Source organism: Lactobacillus sp. ESL0263 (assembly GCF_003692845.1).
Lineage (GTDB): Bacteria > Bacillota > Bacilli > Lactobacillales > Lactobacillaceae > Lactobacillus > Lactobacillus apis.
In genome coordinates this window covers 63,961-87,887 of record NZ_REHL01000004.1, presented here as the reverse complement: position 1 = coordinate 87,887, position 23,927 = coordinate 63,961, and the positions used below count along the sequence as shown (strand labels likewise).

22 protein-coding genes and 1 tRNA gene are annotated in these 23,927 nt (G+C 37.7%); 2 read left to right on the top strand and 21 right to left on the bottom strand.

What is annotated here, in order from left to right:
- Window positions 1–77 precede the first annotated feature (77 nt).
- Complete coding sequence (locus F5ESL0263_RS02405) at window positions 78–1,085, top strand: choloylglycine hydrolase family protein (RefSeq protein ID WP_122034562.1); 1,008 nt, start codon at window positions 78–80, stop codon at window positions 1,083–1,085.
- A gap of 60 nt (window positions 1,086–1,145) precedes the next feature.
- Here the strand turns inward: F5ESL0263_RS02405 and F5ESL0263_RS02400 are convergent, their stop codons facing one another.
- The 16 genes from F5ESL0263_RS02400 to F5ESL0263_RS02325 form a co-directional block, all read right to left on the bottom strand.
- On the bottom strand, window positions 1,146–2,066 hold the full coding sequence (locus F5ESL0263_RS02400; protein ID WP_046306347.1) for a diacylglycerol kinase family lipid kinase: 921 nt from the start codon (window positions 2,064–2,066) through the stop codon (window positions 1,146–1,148).
- A gap of 30 nt (window positions 2,067–2,096) precedes the next feature.
- Window positions 2,097–3,527, bottom strand: coding sequence for an Asp-tRNA(Asn)/Glu-tRNA(Gln) amidotransferase subunit GatB (gene gatB, locus F5ESL0263_RS02395; protein WP_046306345.1), 1,431 nt, complete (start codon window positions 3,525–3,527; stop codon window positions 2,097–2,099).
- 3 nt (window positions 3,528–3,530) lie between these two features.
- Window positions 3,531–4,970 carry an Asp-tRNA(Asn)/Glu-tRNA(Gln) amidotransferase subunit GatA gene (gene gatA, locus F5ESL0263_RS02390; protein WP_122034559.1) on the bottom strand — a complete coding sequence of 480 codons (1,440 nt, stop codon included), beginning with the start codon at window positions 4,968–4,970 and terminating at the stop codon, window positions 3,531–3,533.
- Window positions 4,970–5,272 carry an Asp-tRNA(Asn)/Glu-tRNA(Gln) amidotransferase subunit GatC gene (gene gatC / locus F5ESL0263_RS02385; protein WP_122034557.1) on the bottom strand — a complete coding sequence of 101 codons (303 nt, stop codon included), beginning with the start codon at window positions 5,270–5,272 and terminating at the stop codon, window positions 4,970–4,972. The genes gatA and gatC overlap by 1 nt, the downstream gene beginning before the upstream one ends.
- Before the next feature lie 12 nt (window positions 5,273–5,284).
- On the bottom strand, window positions 5,285–6,424 hold the full coding sequence (locus tag F5ESL0263_RS02380) for a CamS family sex pheromone protein (RefSeq protein WP_122035595.1): 1,140 nt from the start codon (window positions 6,422–6,424) through the stop codon (window positions 5,285–5,287).
- A gap of 13 nt (window positions 6,425–6,437) precedes the next feature.
- On the bottom strand, window positions 6,438–8,450 hold the full coding sequence (gene ligA, locus F5ESL0263_RS02375) for an NAD-dependent DNA ligase LigA (protein ID WP_074425650.1): 2,013 nt from the start codon (window positions 8,448–8,450) through the stop codon (window positions 6,438–6,440).
- 43 nt (window positions 8,451–8,493) lie between these two features.
- A complete protein-coding gene (gene pcrA / locus F5ESL0263_RS02370) occupies window positions 8,494–10,740 on the bottom strand; it encodes a DNA helicase PcrA (protein ID WP_122034555.1) in 2,247 nt (748 codons plus the stop codon).
- A 79-nt stretch (window positions 10,741–10,819) separates the two neighbouring features.
- Window positions 10,820–11,467: a glycoside hydrolase family 73 protein gene (locus F5ESL0263_RS02365; protein WP_122034552.1), complete on the bottom strand. Its 648-nt coding sequence runs from the start codon at window positions 11,465–11,467 to the stop codon at window positions 10,820–10,822.
- Between the two features lie 155 nt (window positions 11,468–11,622).
- Window positions 11,623–11,709 (bottom strand) — tRNA-Leu (locus F5ESL0263_RS02360).
- 63 nt (window positions 11,710–11,772) lie between these two features.
- Window positions 11,773–13,524, bottom strand: coding sequence for an ABC transporter ATP-binding protein (locus tag F5ESL0263_RS02355; RefSeq protein WP_122034550.1), 1,752 nt, complete (start codon window positions 13,522–13,524; stop codon window positions 11,773–11,775).
- A 67-nt stretch (window positions 13,525–13,591) separates the two neighbouring features.
- The gene (locus F5ESL0263_RS02350) at window positions 13,592–14,278 is read right to left on the bottom strand and encodes a MarR family winged helix-turn-helix transcriptional regulator (protein ID WP_122034548.1); all 687 of its coding nucleotides are present in this window, start codon (window positions 14,276–14,278) and stop codon (window positions 13,592–13,594) included.
- Window positions 14,279–14,404: 126 nt separating this feature from the next.
- Entirely contained in the window at window positions 14,405–14,878 is a 474-nt protein-coding gene (locus tag F5ESL0263_RS02345) for a SprT family protein (RefSeq protein WP_122034546.1), read from the bottom strand.
- On the bottom strand, window positions 14,859–15,557 hold the full coding sequence (locus F5ESL0263_RS02340; protein ID WP_122034544.1) for a glycosyltransferase family 32 protein: 699 nt from the start codon (window positions 15,555–15,557) through the stop codon (window positions 14,859–14,861). Before F5ESL0263_RS02340 ends, F5ESL0263_RS02345 begins: the two co-directional genes overlap by 20 nt.
- Before the next feature lie 2 nt (window positions 15,558–15,559).
- A complete protein-coding gene (locus F5ESL0263_RS02335; protein WP_122034541.1) occupies window positions 15,560–16,990 on the bottom strand; it encodes an oligosaccharide flippase family protein in 1,431 nt (476 codons plus the stop codon).
- 3 nt (window positions 16,991–16,993) lie between these two features.
- On the bottom strand, window positions 16,994–18,139 hold the full coding sequence (locus tag F5ESL0263_RS02330; protein WP_122034539.1) for a CDP-glycerol glycerophosphotransferase family protein: 1,146 nt from the start codon (window positions 18,137–18,139) through the stop codon (window positions 16,994–16,996).
- A 197-nt stretch (window positions 18,140–18,336) separates the two neighbouring features.
- Window positions 18,337–19,185 (bottom strand): aldo/keto reductase, encoded by an 849-nt coding sequence (locus F5ESL0263_RS02325; RefSeq protein WP_122034537.1) that lies wholly within the window; start codon window positions 19,183–19,185, stop codon window positions 18,337–18,339.
- Window positions 19,186–19,392: 207 nt separating this feature from the next.
- On the opposite strand from F5ESL0263_RS02325, the gene F5ESL0263_RS02320 reads away from it, so the two are divergent.
- A complete protein-coding gene (locus F5ESL0263_RS02320; protein WP_122034534.1) occupies window positions 19,393–20,139 on the top strand; it encodes a CPBP family intramembrane glutamic endopeptidase in 747 nt (248 codons plus the stop codon).
- Window positions 20,140–20,216: 77 nt separating this feature from the next.
- Here F5ESL0263_RS02320 and F5ESL0263_RS02315 read toward each other — a convergent pair whose 3' ends face one another.
- From F5ESL0263_RS02315 to F5ESL0263_RS02295, 5 genes are all read right to left on the bottom strand, one after another.
- On the bottom strand, window positions 20,217–20,978 hold the full coding sequence (locus tag F5ESL0263_RS02315) for a GntR family transcriptional regulator (protein ID WP_122034532.1): 762 nt from the start codon (window positions 20,976–20,978) through the stop codon (window positions 20,217–20,219).
- Between the two features lie 125 nt (window positions 20,979–21,103).
- A complete protein-coding gene (locus F5ESL0263_RS02310) occupies window positions 21,104–21,637 on the bottom strand; it encodes a ClbS/DfsB family four-helix bundle protein (RefSeq protein WP_122034529.1) in 534 nt (177 codons plus the stop codon).
- A 91-nt stretch (window positions 21,638–21,728) separates the two neighbouring features.
- A complete protein-coding gene (locus tag F5ESL0263_RS02305) occupies window positions 21,729–22,064 on the bottom strand; it encodes a hypothetical protein (RefSeq protein ID WP_233558440.1) in 336 nt (111 codons plus the stop codon).
- A gap of 15 nt (window positions 22,065–22,079) precedes the next feature.
- Window positions 22,080–22,895, bottom strand: a complete 816-nt coding sequence (locus tag F5ESL0263_RS02300) for a PfkB family carbohydrate kinase (RefSeq protein WP_122034525.1) — start codon at window positions 22,893–22,895, stop codon at window positions 22,080–22,082.
- A 10-nt stretch (window positions 22,896–22,905) separates the two neighbouring features.
- The gene (locus tag F5ESL0263_RS02295; protein ID WP_122034522.1) at window positions 22,906–23,883 is read right to left on the bottom strand and encodes an SIS domain-containing protein; all 978 of its coding nucleotides are present in this window, start codon (window positions 23,881–23,883) and stop codon (window positions 22,906–22,908) included.
- Between the last annotated feature and the right edge of the window lie 44 nt (window positions 23,884–23,927).

Below are 23,927 nucleotides of genomic sequence, written 5' to 3'. Positions count from 1 at the left end.
ACACTCTTATACTTTTAACATATACATTAATTTATATAAATATTTTTTATAAAGCTAATTAAGCAGGAGGTTGCAATATGATTGGTTGTAGTAGCTTTACACTGGAAACAAAGGATCATAAACACCTATTGTCACGAACAATGGACTTTATGATGGAAATGGCAGAACAAGTTGTCTTTGTCCCAAAAAACAAAACTTTTGCCGTTTCTTATGATGATAAAGAAGAAATCACTAGTAAGCATGCTTTTATCGGTATGGGTAGCATTCAGGAAGTTGATAATGCACCAGTAACTTGTGATGGCGTTAACGACGCTGGTGTTACTGCTGGTGTCCTATACTTCCCTGGCTATGCAAGCTATAAGGAAAAGGCTACAGACAACACTTGGGCTGTTTCACCAGACAAAGTAATTTCAGCTGTTTTGTCTCAAGCTGCTTCACTTGCAGAAGTTAAAGAGTTGTTCGACGAGAAGATTTCAATTGTTAATGAAGCTAGTGTAACTTTGAAAGTAGTTCCACCATTACACTTCATTTTCTCCGATACTTCAGGCAAGAGTTTAATTGTTGAACCAGAAAAAGATGGTGTTCATGTTATTGAAGACTCAATCGGTGTTATGACTAACAGTCCTGACTACCACTGGCATGAAACTAATTTACGTAACTACTTATCTGTTCAACCAAAGCAACATGAAGATATTGAGTTTTTGGGTAAAACATTGAAACCTTTCAGTCAAGGTTCAGGAACATTTGGCTTACCTGGTGACTTTACACCAGTTTCACGTTTTGTCAGAACAGCTTTCATGAAGAATAATGTTGAGCAACCAGCAGATGAACTTTCAGCAGTTACTCTTTCTCACCATATTTTGGAATCAGTTAGCATCCCTCGTGGAATTGTTGTTACTACAGACGACACCTTTGACTACACTTGCTACACTGCTTATATGTGTGCTGAATCAAGAAGTTACTACTATGCAACTTACGGCAACCAACGAATCAGATGTGTAAGATTAACTCCTGAATTGGAAAAAGAAACTGATTATCGTGAATTCAAGGTTCAACCAAAAGAAGACATTGATTACGCTAATTAATTAAAAATAAGCAATAAAAAAGATCGCTCGTTTATGAGCGATCTTTTTTATATTTGCGTTTTATTCTCCAACAAAGAATTCAATTCGTTGCTGTAAATTTTTAAAAGTAACTGGACAGTAATCACCAATTTCACCATCAAGATTGACTGGTAGCTTTTGTCCTAAGCTTTTACCTACAAGCTCAATCTTTAAGCTACGTGTTTTAGTGTAAATAATATCCGGATCATCAACGTGCTTACCGTTCATGGCTAAAGCCATCAGTTTCAACAATTTAACTGGCTCAGATGGCTTAACAATAATCAATTGAAACAGTCCATCACTAAGCTCTGCATCAGGCATAATTTGTTCAAAACCACCAATTGAATTGGTCATACCCAATAATAACATTGATAATTTACCTTCATACACACCAGCATCATAGGTAAGACGTAGTTCATTTTCAGTCAAATGAGGTAACATCTCTGCTCCCTTGATTAGGTATGCAGTATAGCCCAAAGCTGATTTAACTTCGGAAGGAACATCGTAAGTTAGTTCTGTTAACGAGCCACAAGCGGCGATATTAACAAAATACTGTCTATCCTCACCAAATGTTGCTTCACCGATATCCATCTTACGGGTTTTATTATTGAGAATGACCTTAGTTGCACCTGATATACTATCACGCGGTATGCGTAATGCACGAGCATAGTCGTTAGTTGTTCCTGCAGGAATAATCGCCATTTTTGGACGCTGTTCCAAAAAGGCAATCCCATTAACAACTTCATTGATTGTGCCGTCGCCACCAGCTGCAACAATTAAATCAAAGCCAGCTTTGGCTGCACGCGTTGCTTCTTTTTGAGCACTTTGCTTTTCAGGTGTTGTTCGATAAGCACTTGCTTCATAGCCTGCTTGCTCTAACACGTCTAAGATGTCAGCGACATTCTTGGGCATCTGTTCGTGACCAGATACAGGATTATAGATTAATCTTGCTTTTTTAGTCATAGTTACTACCTTATTACTTAAAAATTGACATTAACGTTTTTGCAATTCATCGTTTAGCAATTGGTTAATCACTTTAGGATTGGCTTTACCACGAGTTTGCTTCATGATTTGACCAACTAAGAAGCCAATTGCACGATCCTTACCGTTCTTGAAGTCTTCAACGGATTGTGGGTTGTTATCAACGACTTCCTTAACCATTGGTTCCAAGACACTAGTATCAGATAACTGAACCATTCCTTGATCTTCAACATATTTCTTCGGATCAGTTCCGTTAGCAATTGTTTCAGCAAAGACCTTCTTAGCAATCTTGGAAGAGATGGTACCATCTTTAATTAACTTGATCATTGCTGCCAAGTTCTCTGGAGTCAACTTAATGTCAGCAAGTTCAACACGGTTATCATTTAGGTAACCATTAACTTGGGTGTTCATCCAGTTGGCTGCTAATTGAGGATCAGCACCGGCAGCAACAGTTTTATCAAAGAAGTCAGAACTTTCCTTTGTTTGAAGAAGAACATTTGCGTCATATTCCTTCAAACCGAATTCATTGACGTATTGGTTGTAACGTTCTTCAGCCGAACGAGGTAAGCTGGACTTAATTTCTTCAATCCATTCATCACTGATGTGATCAGGTGCAATATCTGGTTCAGGGAAGTAACGGTAATCTGCGTCACCTTCCTTAACACGCTCCAAAACAGTTTTACCAGTTGCCTCATCGAAACGACGAGTAGAAATTTGAACTCGACCACCTGAAAGCAAAACTTGAGCTTGACGTTTTTCTTCGTATGCAAGTGATTTACGTACGTGTTCAAAAGAGTTAAGGTTCTTCATTTCGACCTTGGTACCAAGTTCTTTTTGACCGGCAGGTCTAATTGAGATGTTGGTATCAACACGCATTGAACCCTCTTCCATCTTAACGTCGGAAGCACCAGTGAATTGAACAATTTTACGCAATTTTTCCAAATATGCATAACCTTCATCAGGATCAGAAATTTCAGGTTCAGAAACAACTTCTAGAAGTGGAACACCTTGACGGTTTAAGTCAACATATGAAAAACCGTTAGTTCCGTGAGTGTTCTTACCGGCATCCTCTTCAATATGCATTTCGTGAATACCAATACGTTTCTTCTTACCATGTACTTCGATTTCAACATAGCCATCACGAGCAAGTGGTTGGAAGAACTGCGTAATCTGATATGCCTTCGGACTATCTGGGTAGTAGTAATTCTTTCGGTCAAAGTGTGTTGTTGGCAAAATATGTGAGTGCGTTGCCAAAGCAACCATAATTCCCAAACGGTAAACATCTTTATTAACGTATGGTAAGACACCAGGCATACCCCAGTCGATTACGTTGGTTTCTGTGTTAGGCTTTGCACCATAACTAACTGGTGAAGGTGAGAAAATTTTACTCTTAGTTTTTAATTCGAAGTGGACTTCGAATCCAATTGTTGATTTAAAGTTCATTAATTAATCCTCCATTCCAGCTGGTGTTTTTTCATAAAACTTATTGTTACGTTCAATGAAGTCTGCAACTTGGAAAATGCTACCTTCATCAAAGCGCTTAGCCATCACTTGCAAACCAACTGGCATGCCATCAACAAGACCAGCAGGCACACTAGCAGCTGGAATTCCAGCCAAGTTAGCAGAAATGGTTAAAATGTCGTTATTGTACATTTTAATTGGATCAGAAATTTCACTACCAATGTTAAATGCAGGGGTAGTTGTGGTTGGCCCAACAATTACATCGTTATCAGCAAAAATCTTGTCAAAGTCATTGCAAATCAATGTTCTAACCTTAGAAGCTTGTCTAAAGAAGCGGTCATATGAACCAGCTGATAAAGCAAACGAGCCCAGCAAAATACGACGTTGAACCTCTTCGCCAAAACCTTCTGAACGAGATTTTACATATACATCTAACAAGTTCTTGGCATCTTCAGCACGGTAACCATAACGAATACCATCAAATCTCTGAAGATTTGATGAAGCCTCACTTGAAGCAATAATGTAGTAGTCAGGAACAACATATTTTGTTAATGGTAATGAAACTTCATTAATAATTGCACCAGCATCCTTTAAAACATCAATTTGTTTTTGGATTACTTCATGCATCTCACCATCAACGGCATCCATGTATTCTTTAACCACGGCAACACGCAAGCCCTTAACGTCCTTACCAATGTACTCTGTAAAGTCTGGTACTGCTCTTGTGGAAAGAGTTGAATCATGATCATCTGCACCAGCAATAACGTTAAGAACTTGTGCTGAAGTCTTTGCACGTTTACTCATAACACCAATTTCATCAAGTGATGAAGCAAAGGCAATAAGACCCCAACGTGAAACACGACCATAAGTTGGTTTAATACCAAAAATACCGTTAAAAGCTGAAGGCTGACGAATTGAACCACCAGTATCAGAACCTAGTGAAGCAACTACTTGACCAGCAGCAACAGCTGCAGCTGAACCACCAGAAGAACCACCTGGAACCTTATCAAAGTCCCATGGGTTATGGGTAGCACCAAAATATGAATGCTCTGTTGAGGACCCCATAGCAAACTCATCCATGTTAGTCTTACCAACGAAGGTGACATGAGCCTTCTTCAAGCGATCAATAACAGTTGCGTCATAAACAGGAATATAGTTATCCAAGATATGACTAGCTGCAGTTGTTTTGACATCTTTAGTGATGATGTTGTCCTTAATGGCAATTGGAATACCAGCTAATTTATTATTAGCAAAATCCAAGTCTTCATCCGGCTTTGCATCTTCTTGAACTGTAATCCAAGCATTTAGCTTTTCATCGGTCTTCTTAATATTTTCAACGGTATCTTGCGCCAATTTGTCTGCAGACAAAGTTCCTTGGGCAAGTTTTTCATTTAATGAATCAATATCTTCGTTTAAGTAGTTCATTACTCGTCCTCATCCTTATTAATAATTACAGGAACCTTGATAAAGCCGTTGGCCTGTTCAGGAACATTTTTCATTAATTCTTCGCGAGTTTCCCAGTGCTCAGGTTTATCTTCTCTAAACACAGTGTCACGATCAACTACTTGCACTGTTTCTTCAACACCATCAGTATCAACTTCTGATAATTGATCAGCCATGTTAATAATTGAGCTCATTTGCTCAGTAACTTTACCTATCTCTTTTTCATCAATTTCAAGTCGCGACAATCCCGCAACGTGCTTAATTGTTTCTTCTGTAATTTCCACGCATATACCTCCTTATTCGCCGCCATAAATATGGACTTGATAACTACTATCTCCTGATTCTTTCGCAACCAAGGCTTGAACATCATTAACAGAACCGATCTTTATTTCAAGAGGAACATTGTTAGGCAGATATTTTTTCGCCGTGGACAGAACAAGACGAGTAAAACTCTGAATCTGTTCATAACCATAAAATTGAGTAGTAATTGAAATATTTTCTTGAACCAATTTTCCGTTTTCATAACGCAATGATGCTGTCACACCACTAATATTTGGAAAATAATTTTGAATTGATTCTTTAAAACTGTTAAAGCTGGATGCATCGTTACTGTTGATTGCTTTTTTACCACCAATCGTCGGTAACACTTCTGTTTGGGTATTAATAGTTTTCCATTTAGATATTTTACTACTATTAGCAGCCGCTGTCCCGCTCAAAAAGTAAGTTCCACTGACCAGTGAGTCCTTACTCTCTTTTGAAAAAAGGCCAATTGTGATTGGAATATTCTTCAAAGCTTTTTTCTTGCGCAAGCGTGTCACAACTTCTTGGGCTATTTTTTGCCCATATTGCTTTTGGTTTGAACGTGAAATGGCCATTTGATATTCAGGACCATCTTTTTTCTTCTGGTAATAATCAACCGAATTAATTGCTAAGCCAATGCTCATCCCCGCAATGTGATAACTTGAACCTGAACCATTCAAAAAGTCTTGTTCAATTATTTCTTCAAGATAATATGGATTATATTTTTTCTTTGAACCAAGTTCAGGATTAAGCCCTAAAGGATTGCTCTTCGATTTACGTCCCAGCCAATCATTGGCTACAGTCGTATTAATATACTGTCCCTCTTGGAAAACATAAGAATTAGGTGAATATACACCCTTCGAAATTTGAACCAATCCACGTTCAAGTTCACGCGTATCAACTGAATTATCATTACTAGTTGCAGTTAAACCAGTAATTGGACTAGTTACATAGTGACCATTTTTTAACAATACTGTATAGCCATTGTTACCAGTTTCAGTGGTTTGATAGGTTTTAGTATTCGTATTTGTTGAAGTTTTGGCATTATTAGCCAAATTGGAATTTTTCAGATTCCCACAAGCACTCAAGCTAAGTGCCGCACCTAAAACTGCTATTATCTGTAAATACTTTTTCACTTTAATTGTTCCTTTATTTAACTTGAGCAACTGCTTCTTCCTCAGTTAATAACGCTACACCAAGCTTTTGGGCCTTAGTATACTTAGAACCTGCATCCTTACCATAAATTACATAATCGGTTTTCTTTGAAACTGAACCAGTCACTTTTGCACCTAAAGCCTGTAATTTTTTCGTAAATTCACTCCGCGTGAAATGGGATAGTGTTCCAGTTAAGACAACTGTTTTACCTTTAAAGTAATTGTCAGGAATGTCTTCAATTTGTTCTTCTGTTTCACCCAAGTAATCCATATTAACACCACTAGCTTGCAATTCTTTAACTAGTTCAACCACTTCATCCTGAGCAAAGTAGGTTGTTAGCGATTCAGCAATTGTCATACCTATTGTATCGATAGCAGCAACCTCTTGCACGTCAGCTTCCATAATCTTTGCCATATTTTTAAACTTTTGCGAAATTAAACGGGCTGCCTTTGCACCGACATGATCAATTCCTAGACCAGTAAGCAAAAGTTCAACAGAATTACGCTTTGAATTATTAATTGCTGTTAACAGATTATTGATAGACTTATCTTTAAAATGATCAAGTTTAGCCAAATCACTTGCTTGCAAGTGATATAAATCTGCTACGTTATGAACAAGATCGTTAGAAATCAGTTGACGCACAATTTTGGGACCTAGTCCATCAATATTCATTGCTGGACGAGAAGCAAAGTGTGTAATTTCCTCTTCCATCTGTGCTGGACAAGATGGGTTCACACAACGTAAAGCCACTTCATCTTTTAAGTGAATCAATTTCTCGCCACAAGATGGACATTCAGTAGGAATTGGATATGGTTCAGAATCCTTAGGTCGTTTGGCTAGCACAACTTCGGAAATTTCAGGAATGATATCTCCTGCCTTGTGCAGCATAACGGTATCACCAATTCGCACATCCTTTTGCTTTAGCAAATCTGCGTTGTGCAAAACGGCATGCGAGACCGTTGTTCCAGCAAGTTGTACTGGATCCATTATAGCAGTAGGCGTTACAACACCGGTACGACCAACCGTCCATTTAATTTCATGAACCACAGTTTCCTGTTCTTCTGGCGGGAATTTATAGGCAATCTCCCAACGCGGAATTTTAACCGTGTTGCCCAATTCACTCTGTAAACCAAGGTCATCAACTTTTAAAACAATTCCGTCAATCCCATAAGCAAGTGAATCTCTTTTAGCTGTATATTCGTCGATAAAGTCAAAAATCTCATCCATCTTCGAAAGGCGACGACCTGTTAAATCAGTGTGAAAGCCTAGATCCGTCATTTTTTCAATTGCTTGGTGTTGGCTCGTAATTTCTTCAGGCGGATTAACCCAAGTGTAAATATATGTGCTCAGATTGCGATGCTTAGTAATATTGGCATCAAGTTGGCGCAATGAACCCGCAGCAGCGTTACGTGGATTAGCAAAAGTTGTTTCGCCTTTTTCATCACGCTCTTGGTTTAACTTCGCAAAAGCTTCTTTTCCCATGTAACACTCTCCACGCACTTCTGTCGTGAGTTTTTCAGGCAAGGTTTGTGGAATGTCGGAAATAAAACGTGCATTAGCCGTTACGTCTTCTCCAACTTGGCCATTACCACGGGTTGAAGCCCGCATTAATTTACCATCTTGATATTCAAGGTTAATTGATAAACCGTCAATTTTTAGCTCAACGTTATATGCAACCTCATGACCAACTTGCTTTTGCACCCGTTCATCAAATTCACGTAATTCCTGTTTCGAAAAAACGTCACCCATTGAAAGCATAGGAATCTTGTGCGTTACTTTAGTAAATTCACTACCGATTTGTCCACCAACTCGCTGAGTAATTGAATCCTGCGTTACGAGTTGGGGAAACTGTTGCTCGAGTTCGACCAAACGCTGATAGTTTTGATCATATACATTATCTTCAACTTCTGGTGCATCATTGGAATAATATGCGTTAGCCCATTCGTCAAGTTTATCTCTGAGGGAAGCAACTTCTTTTCTAGCCTCATCAAGAGTTAAGTCTGCCATTTTGTTCCTCCTGATTAATTTTTATTTATGTTTTTCGCTTTAATTATACCTTTTTAATAGGAGCAAATGCTGCTAGAAGGCGTTTAATTCCTTTATTTGGAAACGCAATATCGAGCTCCATGTCTTCGCCTTCGCCGTTAACTTTCGTTACAACGCCGTGACCCCAAGCTTTATGTTCAACTTGATCGCCAACATTCCAGCCCTTCTTTTCGGCACCAATTGCACCACCAGCAGGTTTTGCCTTTGGTGTGTAAACTTGAGCACGCGCACGTTCATCAACGTTAGCAAAAGGAGCGGTTTGAACTTGAAAATCACTATTTCCTACACCCTCTGGAACTGAGTTTTGCATGTCAAGATCATCGACGTCAATTTCTTCCAAGAATCTTGAAGGTGGGTTGTTTTGCATCCGGCCAAACATCATTCTGGAATAAGCATTGGTCAAAAAGAGCTTTTCTTTGGCTCTAGTAATTCCAACATATGCAAGTCTGCGTTCTTCTTCTAATTGATCATCTTCTAAAAGAGCACGAGAAAGTGGGAATAATCCGTCTTCCATCCCTACCAAAAAGACCACTGGGAATTCCAAACCTTTAGCTGCATGCAAGGTCATTAATGCGACCTGATCATCATTATTTTCTAAATCATCCTGATCACTTAACAATGAAACTTCTGCTAAAAAGTCACTTAAAGCGTTAGCATCATCTTCTTCAGGTTCATATTGATCGTCAAAACGTTTAGTAACTGAAAGAAATTCATCCAAGTTTTCTAGTCTTGTTTCTGCTTCAATTGTATGTTCTGCCTTAAGCGCATCTGTATAGCCAAAATCCTGCAAAATCTTTTCGGTTAGGCCTGTAACACTATGATCTTTGGCATATTCAATTGCATCACGTAATTTAGCACCAAAGTCACTCATTTTAGCTGCAGCACGGGTTGAAATACCTGATATATTAATGTGCTTAAAAGCGTCAATCAATGACAAGTTGTTTCCTTGTGCGACATCCATAAACTTGTCAACACTAACACGGCCAATTCCCCTTTTTGGCGTATTGATGATACGGTTAAAACTCATTGAATCGTTTGGATTAGCAACCAGCTTGAGATAAGCCATGATGTCCATAATTTCTTTTCGATCGTAGAACTTGTGACCACCCACAATTTGATATGGGACATTTGACTTCACAAAAGCTTCTTCGACTGTTCTTGACTGGGCATTGGTCCGATATAAAACAGCGAAATCTTTGTAGGAGCGGTTATTATCATCAACTTCTTCTTGAATCTTGGAAATGATAAAGTGGGCTTCATCGTCACCACTTTGGGCACGGTAATAAGTAATCTTTTCGCCATCGCCCTGGTCAGTCCACAAGTTCTTTTTCTTGCGATTACGATTATTGTCGATTACTGCGTTGGCTGCGGACAAAATATGACCAGTTGAGCGATAGTTCTGCTCCAATTTGACAGTTTGAACCCCAGTATCGCGGTAATCATTTTCGAAGTTCATGATGTTTTCCATATTGGCGCCACGCCAGCCATAAATAGACTGATCTGCATCACCAACAACACAGATATTCTTATATTGTGCCGCTAATTCATGACATAATTCATATTGTGCTTGGTTAGTATCCTGATACTCATCAACGAGCATATAACGGAATTTATTTTGATAATAATGTAAAACTTCAGGATCTTTTTTAAAGAGAACCAATGTCTGCATAATTAAATCATCAAAATCCATAATTTGGTCATGTTTCAACCGTTTTTGGTATTCCTGATAGACTTTAGCAGCCATTTTTTCAAAAGGTGATGCAGCACTATCCTCAAATGCTTGTGGCGTTAAAAGGTCATTTTTAGCATTTGAAATGGCAGACAAGATACCTCTGGGTTCATACATTTTAGGATTAATGTTCAGTTCTTTTTCAATGTGCTTAACCAAAGTCAATTGTTCGGCTGAATCCGCAATTGAAAAATTACGACCATAACCTATCTTATCTGAATCACGCCGTAAAATACGGACACATAAAGCATGGAAAGTTGACATCCAAATATCATTTGCGGCAGGACCAAGGAGTTTCTGTTCACGCTCGCGCATTTCGCTGGCTGCCTTATTGGTAAAAGTAATTGCCAGAATATTCCAAGGCAGGACTTGTTTTTCTTCTACTAAGTAGGCAATTCGTCTTGTTAATACGGAGGTTTTGCCTGAGCCTGCACCAGCCACAACCAAGAGTGGACCCTCTGTCGTTTTTACGGCCTCTTTTTGTTGCGGATTTAATCCTGCCAAAATCGATTCTTCGCTCATTATAATTCCCTTCACAAATAAAATTATGTAACTAATTCATTGTACCAAAAAAGCAGGCAGCTTTTAGCAAGAATACCTGTTATTTATCAAAACGATCAAGGTTGTACTCCTCGATTAATTTAATTAATTTGGTCGCGTAATCAGGATCTGTGGCATAGCCGTCCTGAACTAATGCATGTGCCTGCTTTTGATAGTTTTTAGCAGCTAGAACATGCTTATACTGCTGACTATTCCAAGTAGTACCCTTTTGGAAAAGCCGAGCATGCGCACGAATTGACGCTTCATAGGAGTCATAGATTTGGAAGCGTGCCTTCACGACAATCCACTTACCCTTTTGATATTCCTTTGTCTTCAAAATCGCTGAAGTATTCGGATTGCTGCCTTTCACGCCAAACAGATTATTGTACTTTTGTGACAGACTGCTCTGACCATAGTCACTCTCAAGGCATGCCTGGGCAATTGTAATACTTGGAAGTAACTCAAATTCCTGATCAACTTCCTTTGCAATTGGTCCAATTTCTTTAATAAATGCTTTGTGCTGCCTAATAATCTTTTGTCTAGCTTCTTCACGGGCGAGTTGCTCTTGTCTAATTTGCTCCGTTTGAATTGCTTGCCGCCGATAATATCTAAACGCTACAAAAGCAATAATTAAAACAAATAAGATGATAAATGTTCGCAAAATAATAATAAAATTTGATTGCTTTTTGCCCCTACGTTTTTTTGGCATAGAAATTCCCTTACTCTTTTAGTTATTACTTTTTAGTATAACCTCTTTCGGACATAAAAATGTGCAATATAATTAATTTTTAAAATAAAAAGCACCTTTTTAGTAAAGGTGCTTTTATCGGATACAAAAAATGGAGCCGAAGCTCCATTAATTAGTGCGGGCAAGAAGACTCGAACTTCCACGATCAAAAAGCGATCACAAGATCCTTAGTCTTGCGCGTCTGCCAATTCCGCCATGCCCGCAACACATTCAATACTATACCTCAAAATGAAGTTTTGCACAAGACTTTCTGGCAGTCTTTTTTATTAATCAACCATCTGTTCATTAACATAGCGCGCATATAAAGGATGTGATTTCATTAATTCATGATGCGTACCATGGCCTGTTATCTGACCATGTTCAATAAAGTAGATTTGATCAGCATTCACGATTGTGGCTAGCCGGTGGGCAATGACTAGCGTGGTACGATTTGTCATTAATTGGTCAAGTGCCTGTTGCACCTTGCGCTCTGATTCAGAATCCAAACTAGCAGTTGCTTCATCTAACATCAAAATCTTGGGATTGCGCAAAAATGCACGTGCAATTGCAATTCGCTGTTTTTGTCCACCAGATAATTTGATGCCTCGTTCACCTATTTCAGTGTCTAATTGATGCGGAAAAGCACGGACAAAGTGATCGGCATAAGCAAGCTCTAACCCATGCCAAAGCTGCTCATCAGTCAGTTTTTGATCTAGTCCATAAACCAAATTATCTCTAATCGTACCAGAGAAAATAGCGCTATTTTGCGAAACATAACCAATTTGTGAACGCCAACTCGCTAGTTCAATCTCATCAATATTTTGCTTGCCAATCAAAATTTGACCAGTTGTCGGGTGATAAAAGCGTTCAATCAAGGCAAAAATGGTCGACTTTCCTGCGCCACTTGGCCCAGCAAAAGCAATTACAGAATTGGGCTTGGCAACAAACGAAATTGAACTTAAAACCGGTTCATCTGTCTCATAATTGAAACTCAGGTTTTCTGCCTTCAAAGTTTGATTAGCTATATCTGTCGGCTGACTTAAGTAACTTTTTTCTGGTTCAATTTGTAAAATTTGTTGGATCCGTTCGGTGGAACCTAAAGCTTTTTGAATCTGCGAGAAGAAGGTTGCAAAGTTGGCAAATGGCGCAATCACATTAAACAAGTAAAGTAAAAAGGCAACAAGTGATCCGCTTGTTAATGAACCTTGCCCGACACGAATAAGTCCAAAAGCTAAAATGCCGGCAAATGCTGCCATCATCAGCGTTGTCATAATTGGCTGTAAGATTGCTTCAACGCGGGCATCGATCACTCCGATGTTAAAGATCTTATTAATCATCTTTTTCCCACTTTGCTCTTCAAACTTTTCGCCGTTACTTGATTTAATTAGTCGAACTTCCGCTAATTTCTCACTGACATCACCGTTGAATTCAGCTGTTGCAGCTTGCAGCTTACGTCCAAGTCGCGCCATAATACGACCGACCGGAAAAAGGATCAAAATGACAACCGGCACAATTGTAAAAATTAAGACCGCCATTTGCCAATCCATCACAAAGAGAATAATTAAGGAAAAAAGCAGTTGGATGGCACCGGTAATAAAGTTGGGAAATTGTGAAGCAATCAAGTCTTTAATTACCCCAGTATCATTAACAAGACGTGAACTAGTTTCCCCAGCCTTATTTTCATCAAAATAAGAAATCGGTAATTTTAGCAGGTGCGACCAAAGTTTTTCACGTAAGCTTTTTACGACACTTTCACCGAAGTAGCGCAAAATATAACCACCAAGTGTACCCAAAACTAGCTGAGCAACAAAAACAACAATGATTAACACCATACTTCGGTAATTGAACTTATTCCACTTACTTGTATCAACCAAATTACGTGTCAATAATGGCAATAGTAAGTTAGCTACACTCGTAACTAAACTGAAAAGCAAACCGGCGGCAAAGAGTCCTTTCTTCACTTTTAATCCTCTTAAAAGCTGTAAAAAGTCTTTCATTTTAACCGTTTTTGTCTTAGTTTGGTCAGACTTAAATGTCATTAGTAGTACCGACTTTCTTAATTAAAAAAAGCTTTTCAATTACTGAAAAACTTTTTCTTTTTTCTAACTACAATTCGTTATCTTCATTATGCCAAAATTCACGCCAAAAGTCGCGGTCACCATGCCAATTTTTGTCAAAATCACAGTATTTCTTAAAATCTTCACTATTATAATCATGACAGTGATCACGATAATGATGGTGACCATGCATCCGGTGACAGAGATCTCTCATCTCTTCTTTTGAGTAATCGTGATTTTCAGCATATTTGCGCCACTTGCTATAAGCTTTCATACGCACAGTTGGATCAACAAACTTTTGCGCATGTTGCTTAAAGTCCTCGTCCCAACCATCAGCTATTTTTTCCAAGTAATGGCTAAATTGGGTTTGCTCTTCTTCATCTAGACCAGCAAAAAATGAACCTGTATCTTGGGCCTTCTTTAATTCGTCTAAACGAGCTGCTTCTTCTCGGCCTTCTTCAGTTAGATAAACCCGTTTAACTCGTTTATCCTGCTCATCTGTCTCACGTCGAATGGAGCCCTTAGCTTCCATTTTCTTTAAAAGTTCAGCTAAGGATCCAGGTTTAAGCGCCAGAATTTCAGCTAAATAGTTTTGGGTTAGGCCATCTTCAAGTCTAAGGACTGCCAAGACACGTTTTTGACCAGAAATAGGCTGCTTATTCTCAAACATAAAGTAGCGACTGGCACGCATAATAAAATAAAGTTGCTTCATTAACTTATCACTTGTTTGACTCATGATAAAACTCCTTTTGTTCTTCTATTTTTATTTTTGTTAGGTACCTAATTTCTATAATCTAATTATAGTTTGGCACCTAACAATTTGTCAAACAAAATCAATGAAAACGATAACTTTATTTTTAAATTAGCTTTTTAACAGCCTTAAAGTGCCTCCACATTTACCACAAGCATAGCGGCGTACGTTAATGCGGTGAACACGTTTAAACTTTTGGCCACACTGCTGGCATTTATAAACAAATTTGGGTTTTTGCTTTCTGCGTAATCCGATATCAGGTGCGTAGCGACTGCCTCCAACTTTTTTCAGCAATAACTTAAAATCGGTATCACGGTGGCGGTAACCGCGGTTTTGCAAGTGTAAATGATAATGTGTTAGTTCATGTTTAATGATTCCAACTAATTCATCATGGTATTGCGGTTGTAAAAAATGTGCATTTATCTCAAGATGATGATCAGTTAAATGATAGCGTCCCCCTGTTGTCGTCATTCGCCGATTAATCTTAACTTGATGCAGAAAAGGACGGTTAAATGATGTCAGCGAAACATGTTCAACTAATTCCTGCAATTCTGCTTCAGTTAGTTCACCTGAAGAGTTTGGCATAAAGCGCCGCCTCTTTTTGCGTTTTAATTCTTACTTTGAACGCTGTAACAAGTTTTCTTTTTAGTGGCTTCTCACCCTCCATCCACGTACCAGTAAATACATGGATAGTCTTAGAATCAGCTGATGGGTTGCATAAGACGCCATCTGGGTAAACATGAATTCCCTCTTTAAGCTCTTGTTCTTGGTTGTTGGGCTTAGCACCATACTTGTTTTTTAAAATATCCGAAACAGAGACCGTGTTAACACCAGCCAATTGATCGGCTCGATCGAAAGTAAAGTCGCGATCATCGTAATAGGTCAGCATATCCTTCAGTAGTGGATGGTGTTTTTCAGCACCAAAAACTGCCGTAAAAGGATTGTCCTTGTTTTCAAAACCAACAAAAGCGCGATTATTAAGCAAACTTGTCAAATCGTCAAGGACGAGTACATCAGTATCCAAATAAATGCCGCCGTATTCATAAACAGCCTTGGCACGAATATAGTCGGAAACGAAGGCCCATTTTTTTGCTTGATAGGCTTGTTCAACGTATTTGTTTTCATGAATGTCAAAATTATCCTCATTCCACTCGATAATTTTATAGTCCTGCAAGTGTTTGCGCCAAGTTTTTAAACAACGCTGAATATTTTTGGGCTTAGGATTGCCTCCAACCCAAACATAATGAATTATTTTCGGAATCATTTTTAACCTCTAGTAAAAAGTTTCTTAACTAACATAATAATGTCCTGATTAAAATCAAGCTTAAATAGGAACATAAGGGCAAAATATAGGATGAACATTACAATTGATTTGATAGCCATATTGAAAAAGGCTGACGAAACAAGCTGCGGAATAAGCATCCCCACTACTAAGACAATCAGAGCTATCAACAGATATTTCGGAATCTCTTTAAAGGAATACTTAAAATCATATCCGTCACGCACTATCCACAACCGCAAAATCAAAACGATGAATTCAGTAATCAAAATTGCAATCATCGCACCCGTTGCGCCATACAATCTATCCAAGAAGTAACTTAGAACTACTTCGAGAATCGCACCAACTATTACCGGGATGGCATAGTCTTGGTCACGATGATTTGCCAAGGCGAACTGATTAGCAAAAACACCCCCAGTTGGTATCATCACTATTGTCAAAGCAAAGAAGAACATTAACGGCGTCATCGGAATAAATTTGTGACCAAAAAAGAAAGGAACAAATTCTTTTGTATTCGCCATGATAATCACTGCAAACAATGTTCCTAGCATGACGGTTGCTTCAAGCGATTTTTTTAGAATAACACGCTGCTCTTTTTTACCTTCACCGGCCATTTTGGGCATAATAACTAGTGAAATACTTGTAACAACTCCCAAAACCATATTTGATATACGTTGAGAATTGTCGTAGTAGGCCACCTGAGTTGAATTTTGGAAAAGACCTAAAATCGGCTTATCAAGTGAAGTATAGATTTGTGTTGCAATTTGCGGAATTAATAATGTAATAATGGATTTAATTGTCGCTTGATACTGATAAAAGTGCTTAACTGGTCCCCCAACATAGTGCCGAATATCAAACCAGAACACAAATGAACCAAGCATCGTTGAAACAGACATAATCAACATATATTTCCACAAGTCGCCTGGCTGTTTAACCCATAATAAAATCAAAACAACTGAAACTAGTTTAACCGCCGTATTTTTTAAAACAACACGGCCAAAGTCTGCCAATCCTTGGAAAAACCATGAAATATCAACTTGAGCTGAGATTAAATATGGCACCATCAACAAGATGTATTGCCAATACTTAATATGGAAAAAACACGCAACTAAAACAACAATTAGAATCGTAACCAAGCCAGCTAATGCTTGAAAATACCATAAGCCCCAAAATGCTTCAGTTAATTCTTGTGGGCTTTTAAATGCTCGTGTTTGCGAAATTGTCCTCATTCCAATATATGAAACTGATAATGTACAAAAGATCATTAAGAACTGGACAATATTATTAACATTACTATAAATACCATAAGTTTTGGGACCTAAAATTCTCGACAAGTATGGCACCGTAATTAACGGCACTAGCACAAGGAAAATTTGGTAAACCGCATTATACAAGATATTTAAAAAAGTTTTTTTCACAACTTACCCTCTAATGCTCTTCATTAACTTAACTACATTTTCGCAATTTGAATCAGCTTGAACTTGGTTGGATAGGTTTAGCCAATAATGTCGCTTTTGCTGAAACTGGTCAGGTTTGTCCAATGCTTCTAAAAGCTCTTGCTGGGTTTTCACACATATTCCAGGGACAACATCTTCATATGGTCCCATTAGTAAACCACGCTTTTCTTCATATTGCTGTAAATAGTTGGTGAGGAAAATAATTGGCTTATCAATTGTTAAATAATCAAAGTAAATTGACGAGTAATCAGTAATCAAAAAATCAGTATTGCCTAACAATTCGTACAGATCAACATTTTGCTGGTTGAGATAATCATTGTTAAGAAAGGTAATATTAGAAAAATTACTATGCAGATCTTCAAATAAGCGCATTTCATACGGATGCAATTTAACAATTAAATACTGCTGCTTTTGTTTTAAATTATGATTCAATTGTTCAATATCAAAGTCAGCCAGCGTTAAAAAGTTGCCTTGTTCAACCTGTCTCATAATCTTACTGTCTTCCATTTCATAGCGAAATGTTGGCATGTAAATACCAATTTTGGCATCAGCATCTTCAACTTTAAACAAATCCATCAATAACTGCTTTTTGCTAATGGCAGGACTTTTCAAAGCATCGAGTCGAGGAAAGCCAGTTTTCTGATACTTATTAGTTTCAATGCCGCAGCACGCACTCATCAGACTTTCGTATAAGTCACTACTTGAACAAACAATATCAGCATTTTTTTGCCATAATTTGGCGTTGCGCTGATCCGTTTTTCTAGTAGTATTATTTGCCATTATTCCCATTCGTTTAAGTGGAATACCATGCCAAAACTGGATATTAATCTGCTTAGCATGAACTTTAAATGGCTGGTGTGTGGTCAAAACAAATTTAGCCGCGCCGATTTCGCGCCAAGTCTTAAGCGGTAAATGCGAAGATGGCCATGGTTCAACAAGTGTAACTTCATATTCTGGATGGTTTTTTTCCAAATATTTACCAAACAAATAGCCATTTGAACCTGACCTACCTGCTCCATTAAGAATGACTACTTTATTATCTTGCATTGGCGTAAAACGAGCAACTAGCTTCATTAATGCCAGATATAATCGAAATAAAAAACTCTTCATTATTTAACTTCCCAATTTCTTACTTAGTATAAGAGTACAGAAAAAGCTTGAGTGAACTCAAGCTTTTTTGTTTTATTTTTTAGTTTTTTAATCATTAAAAAGATTTTTACATCATCAAAATAATCTCATATCGACTAATGAAACTTTACCATTTACATTTTCAACGCACTAGTTTTCAAAAAAGACCAGTTGATTGCCTAGTAAATCGCAAGTGGCTCCTTATGATCAGGCTTTGGGTAAGCTTGGTCTAAAGTTTGCAAATCTTCTTGAGTTAATTCAATCTCCAATGCTTTTACGTTAGACAATAAATGCTCTGAGCTACTGCTTTTAGGAATTGCTAAAATATCTGATTGTTGCATTACCCATGCTAATAAAATTTGATAAGCAGTTGCATGATGTTGCTCAGCAATTTGCAAGACTGCCTGATTTTTCATCATTGTACTTCCCATTTTTGCACCTCGTCCCAATGGGCTGTATGCAATTAAAGGAACCTTCTTTTCTCTTTGCCAAGGAAGCAAACTGTATTCAATTCCTCGAGTTTCCAAGTTATATAAATCTTCATTAGCAGCGCAATTACGGCCGCTGGGTAATTGCCATAGTTCTTCCATATCAGCTAAGTCAAAATTTGAAACACCCCAAGCATGGATAAGGCCTTCATCTTGTAAAGACTGTAACTCAGCAATAGTCTCTTCTAATGGTATTGCTCCGCGCCAATGGTAAAGATACAAATCAAGATAATCTGTTTGAAGTCGCTTCAAACTATTTTCTAGACTTCGTCTCATATGTTCTGCAGACGCATTTGAAGGTAACACTTTAGAAATCAAGAAAATATTAGACCGTTGGTAAGTTTTGATTGCCTCACCTACCAACTTTTCAGAACGACCATTGCCATACATCTCAGCCGTATCAATTACGCGTAAACCCGCATCAAGCCCAGCACGAATTGCAGCAATTTCTTCAGTTCTTATTTCTGGTTTATCACCCATTTCCCATGTACCAATCCCTAAAGCAGGGACTTCATGATGAGCAATTGTAACAGTCTTCATAAAATAGCTCCTTTCTGCAAATATTATTTGCATACTACTCATTTTTGATTTTAGCACACTCTTTATTGTAAACGATAACAATCAGAATTCTGAAGAAGTCCCACAATTCCTTTTCTTATCTTTTGAAGCTTGTGCATTTTACACAAGCAAGGAAATTGTATTTCAACAATATAGTCAATAAAATGAGACTAGTAAGAGGTGGTAAAAATGAATAATTCTTTTACAAATATCAATTCAACTAAATTAACATTTAAACAATGGCTAATAATTCTGGGCTCAAACCTTCTAGCCTATTGCTGTTTAATGATGCCTGGTATCCAAATCCCAGACTTTTTAATCTTTGATGAAAACCATCCAACTTTTGTAAGTGGTATATTTCAAATACTAATAGTTACGCTTTTTCTTGGAATTCAAATTTTGGGTGTTCAACTAGCTACTGGTAATAGATGGCACCGCCTATTTCATGGTCTTAAGGCAAAAGAGTGGCTCTGGGTTCTAGCTTTCTTTATTTTAGCTTACATTATTTCTGTTTTATCGGGGATGATTGCGCAAAAGCTATTCGGATCTGTTTCTGGTAATGCCGCAGCTGGCTTAACAATGAAAACACCACACGTCTGGCTTATCTTCCTTTATCAAAGATTTAGTAGCGCTATCCAAATTTTAGGTGAAGAGTTCTTGGCAATTATGCCACTATTGGCAGTCACGCAATTGGCTACCTCTGCAAAGTTGCCGCATCCGCTATTATGGGGCAATATTGCTTCTACTTTAATTTTTGCGCTACTTCATCTATCAACATACGATTATAACCTTAGCTATGTCATTTTAGGTTTAGCATTTACACGGTTAGTTCTAAACTGGGCTTTTACAAAAACTCATAATATTTGGGTTAGCTTTTTAGTTCACTTTTTATTCGACACATTATCATTTTTGATTTTATTACTGGCTACGAAATAAAAATAATCTAGTAATTAAAAGGCAGCTAACTGAACTAGTTATTCAGCTGGCTGCCTTTTTGTATTATTAAAATCAATTTATTTTTTACTGTTTAAGCGAAATTTGCCGTCAACATTCGAATTGATGATATAAGTCATTTCATCTCCACGAACCACATAATGTGAAAATTCCAATGGCTGATCGAATTGATTATAAACTGTCTTATTAACCTCAAATAATGGTATTACCTTATCGAGTTTAAGCAAACTAGTTTGTTTTGCAGTTGGCAGACTTGTACTAATTTCACGATATGAATTTGCTGGTAATTCATGATATTTCTGTTCAAGATATTCATATAAAGAAGAGTCAGAGTTAATATTAACTAGCAAATCAGGAAACCGCTCAGCAGATAACCAAGCTTCATCTATCCCCAAAGGTGTTTTTTCAATTTCAGAAAGTCGTTTGATGTAAATTAAATCCGCATCATCAGGTAACATTAATTTCCTGGCAATGTCGACGTTCTTGATGATTTCACGTTTCAAAATTTTGGTCTCACTCTTTTTGTCAAGCGAAAGCGCAAATTCTGAAAAGCCTTGAATCTGGTCTAACTTACCTATCATCTTCTTAGCATTAACATATGAGCCTTTACCTTGAACGGTAACAACTAATCGCTCCTCGGTTAACAACTTTAAAGCCTTACGAACTGTTATCCTACTTACATTGTACTTTTGGCACAAGTACTGTTCACTAGGCAATTTTTGTTCCGGCTTTAATTCATTATTTTGAATTTGCTTTTTAATATCAAGATATATCTTGCGATAAAGCGGAACTACTGTTTCAATTGTCTCATCAGGTCTCATTACAACACTCCTCAATACCACAATATTACTAAATTAAAATTGAAATAACAAACACTAAGTGCTTACTTTTTATTATTAAAAACAGGAAAACCGCTAGCCAAAGTGCTAACGGTTTTTTCGCTATCTTATTTTAAAGATCTCTTATATTTTCTTAGCTTCTTTAAAGCCCATTCATAGTGACTAGAAGTATTGGCAATAAAATATGTACCTAGAGCATTATTGCCTGTCCATGGGAAAACATTCTTTTGGAATAGTTCATCATTGGTATAGGAGTCAATTAAAGCCATTGTTTTCTTATGACTTTGAGCAAGTAGTTCTTCCATTTCTTCAAGAGAAATTGATTGATCTTTCTTCCAAAACTCTTGGTTCATTTCGCCATAGTTACGCCAATTATAGCCCTCTGGTAAATATTCTTTTGGTTTGCCAGCTTGATTACTATCAATCCAGTCAATTAATAATTTTTGCCATTCATATAAATGGGCTAATACGTCTCTAACGTTGCGGTCGCGTTTCCAATGTGCTTCTTTTAACTTACTAGTATCAAAATCAAAGTCAGCTGTACGTGCCTCTTCAGGTAATGAAGCAATTAAATCAACTATCTTTTGATACGCTGTATTACTTGCTTCAATTAAATCAGTTTTATTTGTTGGTCGTGCCATTGATAAACTCTCCTATAAACTTGTTTTACGTTTCGACCAGCCAAGTATAATTAAATAAGTAAACTTTTGCAATTGTTATTTAACAGTGCTTCTACGACCATGAGCCATCATCCAAAACCATGTGCCCATTGCCAAGATCAACCATCGTCTTGTTTACATATTGATGCCGATGTGCATGATAATCAGACAATTGCTTTTTCTGCTCAGCAATCGGATCTGTAATCGGAATTGCGGTCAACAAACTCTTAGTATAAGGATGCTTTGGATGATCAAAGATTTCGTCTGTAGGACCTGACTCAACGATGTGACCTAAGTGAATAGCGCCAATGTGACTTGAAATGTGCTTAACCATTGCCAAATCATGCGCAATAAATAGTATTCCGAAGCATGCAACGGCTGCTGTAGCAAGTACTGCACCTTTTTTCATGTTCATCACTCTTTTCTAAAAAGATTTCTGGTGACCAAAGCCTCCAGATAATTGACAGGTAACTGCAGCGTTTTTGCTTGCAGCTTCTGCCGCTAATACTAAATTATTCTTATCTAAGTAAGAAACTAGAAAACCAGCAATAAAACTGTCACCTGCACCCATCGTGTCGACAACTTTTATTTTTTGCGGTTCTTGGTAATAAGATTCTTGTGAAGTTAACAAAAATGCGAGTTTTTCTCCCCTTGTAATAACAATAACTTCTGGACCTAAGGTTAAATATTTTTTGGCAAATTCTACAGCTTGATCATCACTCATATCAGACCCAGAGAAAAATGCAAAATCAACATTAGGAAGTGTCTTTTTAAAGTAGTCCTTATCCCGAGAAATGGAAAAGTCAAAGGAAACTTTTACTCGTTTATGTAATTCTGGTAGATACTCATCAATTCCAGAATCAATTCCTGCGTGAACAACATCGAAACCATCTATTGTTGTAAAGTCATCAGGAGTTAATCGTAAGTTTAATAAGTGTAAGCCTGAATTCTTCGGACCTGCTTCAAAGGTTCGATCCCCTTCAGCAGTTAGGAAAACTCGCGGCTGCGCCGTAGGAGCATAAACTTTACGACAGTTAACTAATTCAACCTGCTCTTCTTTTAATGATTCTTCAATATGGCTAGCACGATCGTCATTACCTAAAATGCCGAGATAAGCAGAAACTTCTGCTCCAGCTTTTTTTGCATCAACAGCAACATTGACGCAATTTCCACCAGGAAAATAAACTCTCTGCTTAACATAGGTGTCAGCTACATTATCTCCAATTGAAATTATCTTCATTGGACTAACACTAATAATCTAAATGCCACATGTAACGACGAGCTTCTAGAGAATGACCTCTTTCATATGAAAAGCCTTCAGCAAGTTGACGGAAGACTACACCTGAAAGAATCTGTGAATAATATTCTTTAAAATCGTCATCAATTTCGTGCATATCAAAGTCTGCATTATCAATTACATAAACTTTATCACTGTGCTTCTTAGCAAAATCAACTGCACGTTGATCCATCTTGCGAGTAACACCCATTCCTTCACAAATAATGAAAGGAACATCAAAGTCAGTAATTTCAAAAGGACCATGGAAATATTCTGCTGAATCAATGCAGCTACTGTTAATCCATTGCATTTCTTGGAGCCAGCATGCTGAAAATGAGTATGTCTCACCCAAGTTAATGCCTGAACCAATTGCATAAATCAATTTCTCACGCTTTAACTCACTAGTCCACTTCTTAGTTGTATCACCGAATTGTTGGCGAGTTCTTTCAGCAATTGCTTCCAAGTCGTCAAGTGCTTGCAAGCCCTTGTCATACTTAGCATCACCAGTCACAGCCTTTAACAGACCAAAAATAAAGCCATAAAGTACACCGGTGTTTAAATCAGAAGCGTCTGTACCTTTTCCCCAACTGTAATGCAAAGTATAATCAGAGTTCTTTTCCAAGTCTGAATCAGGTGTGAAGGCAATTCCAATTGTTAAAGCGCCTTTTTCTTTAGCAAATTTGGCAGCTTCATTAGTTTCTGGGGTACTACCTGAGTGAGAACAGGTTACAACTACACTATGCTCACCCAAGTCATGGGGATCACGTGTGGTAAATTCACGTGATGGCAAAATAGTTGCAGGAATATCGCACTCACGGTTAATAATGTACTCTGCTGGTTGCATGAAAGCCATTGAACCGCCACATGCCGCAAAATAAATATGATTGATGCCGTCAATCTTTTGACAGGCCTTAATCGCATTTGTTATTTCGTCTTGATATTGTTTCTTCATTGTTTACCTCTCATCTATTAATTGTTATATGATGTTATATAATA